This is a genomic window from Henriciella sp. (assembly GCF_049649345.1).
GTDB lineage: Bacteria > Pseudomonadota > Alphaproteobacteria > Caulobacterales > Hyphomonadaceae > Henriciella.
Genome location: NZ_JBARZC010000209.1, coordinates 1 through 4,723, shown reverse-complemented (window position 1 = coordinate 4,723; position 4,723 = coordinate 1). Strand labels below are relative to the sequence as shown.

Sequence of the window (4,723 nt, the reverse complement as noted above, 5' to 3'; positions counted from 1 at the left end):
GTGTAAGCTTGCTGAAGATGAACGGATCGAACTTCCAGACAAGGCCGGACTGGCCGGTCTCGTCTGTCGTCTCCTTCAGGCTGTGGCGGGCGATATAGTCGACTGCGAAATGATTGTCGCAAGGCTGCGGCGGGGCGAGGCGGAAGCGGGCGAGCGCGGTTTCCAGGTCCGGGTAGAGCCGGTTCGGCCGCTTGCGACTGGGCGGGCGCGGGCGCTCCTCGCCGGGTGGCTCGACATGCGTGTCGACGATGATCGCGCCCTTGAAGCGCTCGCCATCGGCAACCGCTGCCACCACGCCGACCATGCCGCCAAAGGAGTGCGCGACCATGACCGGCTTTTGCGCCCGCTCGAACAAGCCGGCATGGTCGCTGACGGCAACCAGCTCGCGGGCGAACTGGTCGAAGGAATAGGTCTCGCGCCAGTCACTGTCGCCCATGCCTGAGAAGGTCGGCGCGATGACCTGGTAGTCACCCGCGAAGAAGGGCGCGATGAAATCCCACCAGTGCGAATGGGCGCCGTTGCCATGGACGAGCAGGAGGCCGGGCTTGGTGTCCTCGCCCCAGACCTGGTAGGCGACCCCGGCGCCCTCGACCTCGACCCGGCGGGTCTCGAACTCGGTCTCGATGGCCTTCGTGAACCAGTCCGGCGCCGGCGGTTTCGCCCCGCCATAGGCTTTCAGCGGCAGCTGGTCCTCGCTCGGCTGCGCCGCCATGTTGCGCGGGTCATTGGTCTGGATCTGGTCTGCCATCGCTACTGGCCCCGCCGCTCGATGACCTTGAACAGGCCGGTGCCGGTCAGCAGCGTGCGCTCGCCGCTCCAGATGCGCCCTTCGACGGTGAAGATGCCATCGACATGGCCGACGACCTTGCCATTGCCCTCGATCCACTCGCCATGCTTGGCGCCGGAGAGGAAGTCGCAGAGGAGGCGGATCGTCACCCACCAGGTGTCCTCATCCTTCTCGACCGCCCCACCCCAGGCCATGTCGGCAAAGGTCATAAGCATCCCGCCATGTGCATTCATCATGCCGTTTGTGTGGTGCTCCTCGACGCGGAAGGCGCGCGTCAGCCCGGTCTCGTCGCGCTTCTCGAAGAGCGGTCCGACCTGCCGGCCAAAGCCGCGATGCCAGGGCAGCAGCTGGTAGCCGTCCGGGATGTCGAAAGTCTGAGTGCGGTCAAAATCATCCGTCATGGCGACGGGTTTTGCTGCGAACCGCGTGTCGCTTCAAGTCATCACCCGGAGGAAGGCGGCGCCAGGCTGGCGAGGAAGGTGATGACCGCATTGGCCGAGATGTGCGCGAGGATCGGCACCATCATCGATCCGCTCTTCAGGCGCAGCCAGGCAAAGCCCATACCTGCAACAAAAACGACGATCAGCGCGGGCACAGAATATTGCATGTGCAGGAAGGTAAACGCCGCACTCGAGATCACCATCGCCATGAAGGGCGGCACACCGCGCACTACCAGCGCGCCAAGCGCCACACCGCGAAACGTGACCTCCTCCAGGAGCGGCGCGAGCAGCAGTGCGAAGATCAGATACATCGCCCCCCAATTCTCCGGCGCAAACAGGCTGGTGTTCACCTCGCCGCTATATTCCCAGCCATCGGTCCCCCCGAACATCATCCCGGCTATAACATTGGGCACGAGCAGGATGGGCGGGCCGAGCAGGAGGGCGGCGATAATCCAGTTCGGCGTCGCGCGCATGTCGCCGGCAAAGACGCCTGCGCCAGCGCGTTCGCTCCACACGCTGAGCGCCGCGAAATGAGCAAGATGTATGGCGGCAAGCACGATCCAGATCCAGTTGATCGCCTCGCGCGCAGGGGTTTCTGTAGAAAGGATTTCGGTGAATTGCGGCCAGGCCAGCGTGATGATCGTCATCCCGATCACCGGAAACAGGAAGGGCGCACAGAGCACCCAGAAGCCAGCCGTCAGCGGTTCGCGGCCAAGCGCGCTCGGCGTGTTGTAGGCACCATCATCCATCCGGTCTGGCTTAGTCGCTCAGCCCGGCCTTGGAAAGCGCGTCTTGCTGGCGCGCCGTCACATCGGCTTCAGAGAAGCCTTCGAGGCTTTCCTCGAAGAGCTGGTGATAGTTGAGCTCAGCGCGCAGGCGCAGATAGGCCGCGCCGAGACCGATGGCGGCGCGGTCCATGAAAACAAACTCGCGCGGGATGGTGACAGGCCCTTTTTCCTTCAGCAGCTTGCGCACCTGGAAGGCTTCCTTGCGGCCATACTCGCCGGGCGCAACACCGTCTGCGACGCTGCGCACCCTGTCATCGAGCAGCGGTCCGTAAATGAACTTCGCCCAGATGTTCAACACCTCGACAAGGTCGCGATTGAGGTCCTTGAAGCCCCACTTCTCATAGGCCGCATAGGCCGCATCAAAGTCATCGGCCAGCTGAGCGCGGTAGAGATCAACGACGCCGCCGACGAAGTTGGGCGGGAAGATCCGCACGCAGCCAAAGTCGAGCAGGTTCAGCGTCTCGCCGCCCTCCCTGACCTGATAATTGCCGAGATGCGGATCGCCGTGGATCACGGCGTAATGAGTAAATGGCAGCCACCACGTCCAGTAGAGGCGTTTGGCGATCCCGTTGCGAACCTCCTGAGGCGCGTCCTCGAAGGCGCCCAAAGGCTCCCCGCTCACCCATTCCATGGTAAGTAAACGTTCGGTCGATAGCTCTGGAACGGGTTCAGGAATGTGGACAAAATCCTTGCCGCCGAGCATATCGCGGTAGAGCTGCATATGTTTGCGCTCGCGTTCATAATCGAGCTCTTCGCGAAGCCGGTCGGAAATCTCGTCGACCATTTCGCGCGGATCGATCGAGCCATCCATGCGCCTGAAAAGTCCGAGCAGGTTCTTGAGCTGTCCGACATCGCTCTCGACCGCGCTCGACATGTCGGGATATTGCAGCTTGCAGGCGACCTCGCGCCCATCCGGCAGAGTGGCTCTATGCACCTGCCCCAGCGACGCAGCGTGGGCGGCCTCGCGGCCGAAATCAGAGAATTTCGCTTGCCAGTCCGGCCCAAGCTCGGCGCGCATCCGGCGTTTGACGAAAGGCCAGCCCATGGCCGGCGCGTGGGCCTGAAGCTGGGAGAGTTCCTTCGCGTACTCAGCCGGAAGGAAGTCCGGAATGGTCGACAGCATCTGCGCGACCTTCATCAGCGGGCCCTTGGTCTTCCCCAGCGCCGAGGTCAGCGCCTTGGCGATGTTTTCATCGCTTTCAGCCCCGCCGAACAGGCGGTTGGCCGCAAAGGCAATGCCGGCGCCTGAAAGATTGCCGCCGACTTTCGCCGTCCGGGCGATGCGGGCGGAGAGGCGGTTGCGTTCGGGGTCCTGTTCTTCAGACACGGGCGCGGCTCACCATGTCCCGATATTATCAGCGCTCGCCCATGGCTCTTTAGGGGGCAGCGGGTCACCCTTCTGGAGCAGCTCGACAGAGATGCCATCGGGAGAGCGCACAAAGCACATCCGGCCATCGCGCGGCGGCCGGTTGATGGTGACACCGATCTTCTCGAACCGCTCGGTCGCTTCGTAGATATCGTCGACCTTGTAGGCGAGGTGGCCGAAATTTCGTCCGCCCTCGAGCGCTTCGGGGTCCCAATTATGCGTCAGCTCGATCATCGGCAATCCGGGCGGAAGTCCGCCATCCATCGTCCCGTCGAACCGGTCGATATCTTCCTGAGACGCCAGAAACACCAGCGTGAATCGCCCCGCTTCATTGTCGACGCGTCGCAACTCTTTGAGGCCGAGCCCGTCGCAGAAGAATTTCAGCGCCCCGTCGATATCGCTGATGCGGATCATCGTGTGGAGATATTCGACGCTCATTCGTTTCCTCCTTCGAGGCGTTTTATCTCGGACTTCAGTGAAGGTGGGGCGTTGCGGTAATAATGCGAGGTCATGAGGTAGAGGAAGCCGACCACCACGCCCATGATGACACAGAAGGTCATGAAGACGTGGAACATATAGCCACGCTCAAGCGGGCCGGAAACGGCGCCATTGAGACGCCAGACCCAGTCCCACACCATGTTGAACCCCATGATCAGGGGCGGCAGGGCGACTAGGCTGATCAGGGCCGCAACCCAGCGATAGGTCGCTGCCAGCGGAGCCTCGCAACGGATGAAGCTTTCCTTGAACGTGTCGCGGTCGACGGCGTCGGACAGAAGCCCCTTCTCGACCATGGAATTGTAAACCGCATAGGAAAATTGCGGCAGCTCACGCCATTTAAGGATCAGCCATACCCCCCAGAGCCCCAACGCGACGAAAATCAACGCGTAGAAAGTGAGTATCTGCATATTCGGTCCTGCAATCTGTGAAGCGCGGCCGCGCTCGCCAGATCGAAGGATCAGGCCGCGTGCGCGCGCTCGAATGTAAGCATGGCACGCTTACGTGCCACACCCCAATGGTAATTATGTAACCTTTTGTCCGAAGCAAGGGCGCGATGACAGGGGATGAGCCAGGAGATATTGTTCGCCCCGATCGCCGTGCCTGCGGCGCGTACGGCCTTGGGCTGGCCAGCCGCCGCGGCGACCTCGCCATAGGTGCGCGTCTCGCCAGCCGGGATGTCGAGCAACGCCCGCCAGATCTGCCGGCGGAAGGGCGTGCCATAGAGCGCCACCGGGATCGCTTCACTGCCATGGAAGATGCGCTCGGCCCAGCGCGCGGCTTCAGCATCATCACGGGTCGTATCGGCGCCGGGATAGCGCCCGGCAAGATCGGCGAAGACCTTGTC

7 protein-coding genes are annotated in these 4,723 nt (G+C 62.6%); all 7 read right to left on the bottom strand.

Annotation, left to right across the window (positions count from 1 at the left end):
* The coding region (locus WA989_RS05250; RefSeq protein ID WP_424339453.1) for an alpha/beta fold hydrolase at window positions 1-748 on the bottom strand (748 nt) is incomplete at its 3' end.
* 2 nt (window positions 749-750) lie between these two features.
* Entirely contained in the window at window positions 751-1,188 is a 438-nt protein-coding gene (locus WA989_RS05245; RefSeq protein ID WP_424339452.1) for a PaaI family thioesterase, read from the bottom strand.
* 41 nt (window positions 1,189-1,229) lie between these two features.
* The gene (locus WA989_RS05240; protein ID WP_424339451.1) at window positions 1,230-1,976 is read right to left on the bottom strand and encodes a lysostaphin resistance A-like protein; all 747 of its coding nucleotides are present in this window, start codon (window positions 1,974-1,976) and stop codon (window positions 1,230-1,232) included.
* A gap of 10 nt (window positions 1,977-1,986) precedes the next feature.
* Window positions 1,987-3,342, bottom strand: a complete 1,356-nt coding sequence (locus WA989_RS05235; protein ID WP_424339450.1) for an ABC1 kinase family protein — start codon at window positions 3,340-3,342, stop codon at window positions 1,987-1,989.
* Window positions 3,343-3,351: 9 nt separating this feature from the next.
* Window positions 3,352-3,819 (bottom strand): VOC family protein, encoded by a 468-nt coding sequence (locus tag WA989_RS05230; RefSeq protein WP_424339449.1) that lies wholly within the window; start codon window positions 3,817-3,819, stop codon window positions 3,352-3,354.
* Entirely contained in the window at window positions 3,816-4,286 is a 471-nt protein-coding gene (locus WA989_RS05225; RefSeq protein WP_424339448.1) for a hypothetical protein, read from the bottom strand. Before WA989_RS05225 ends, WA989_RS05230 begins: the two co-directional genes overlap by 4 nt.
* 50 nt (window positions 4,287-4,336) lie before the next feature.
* Window positions 4,337-4,723: methylated-DNA--[protein]-cysteine S-methyltransferase (locus WA989_RS05220; RefSeq protein ID WP_424339447.1), on the bottom strand; the 387-nt coding region annotated here is incomplete at its 5' end.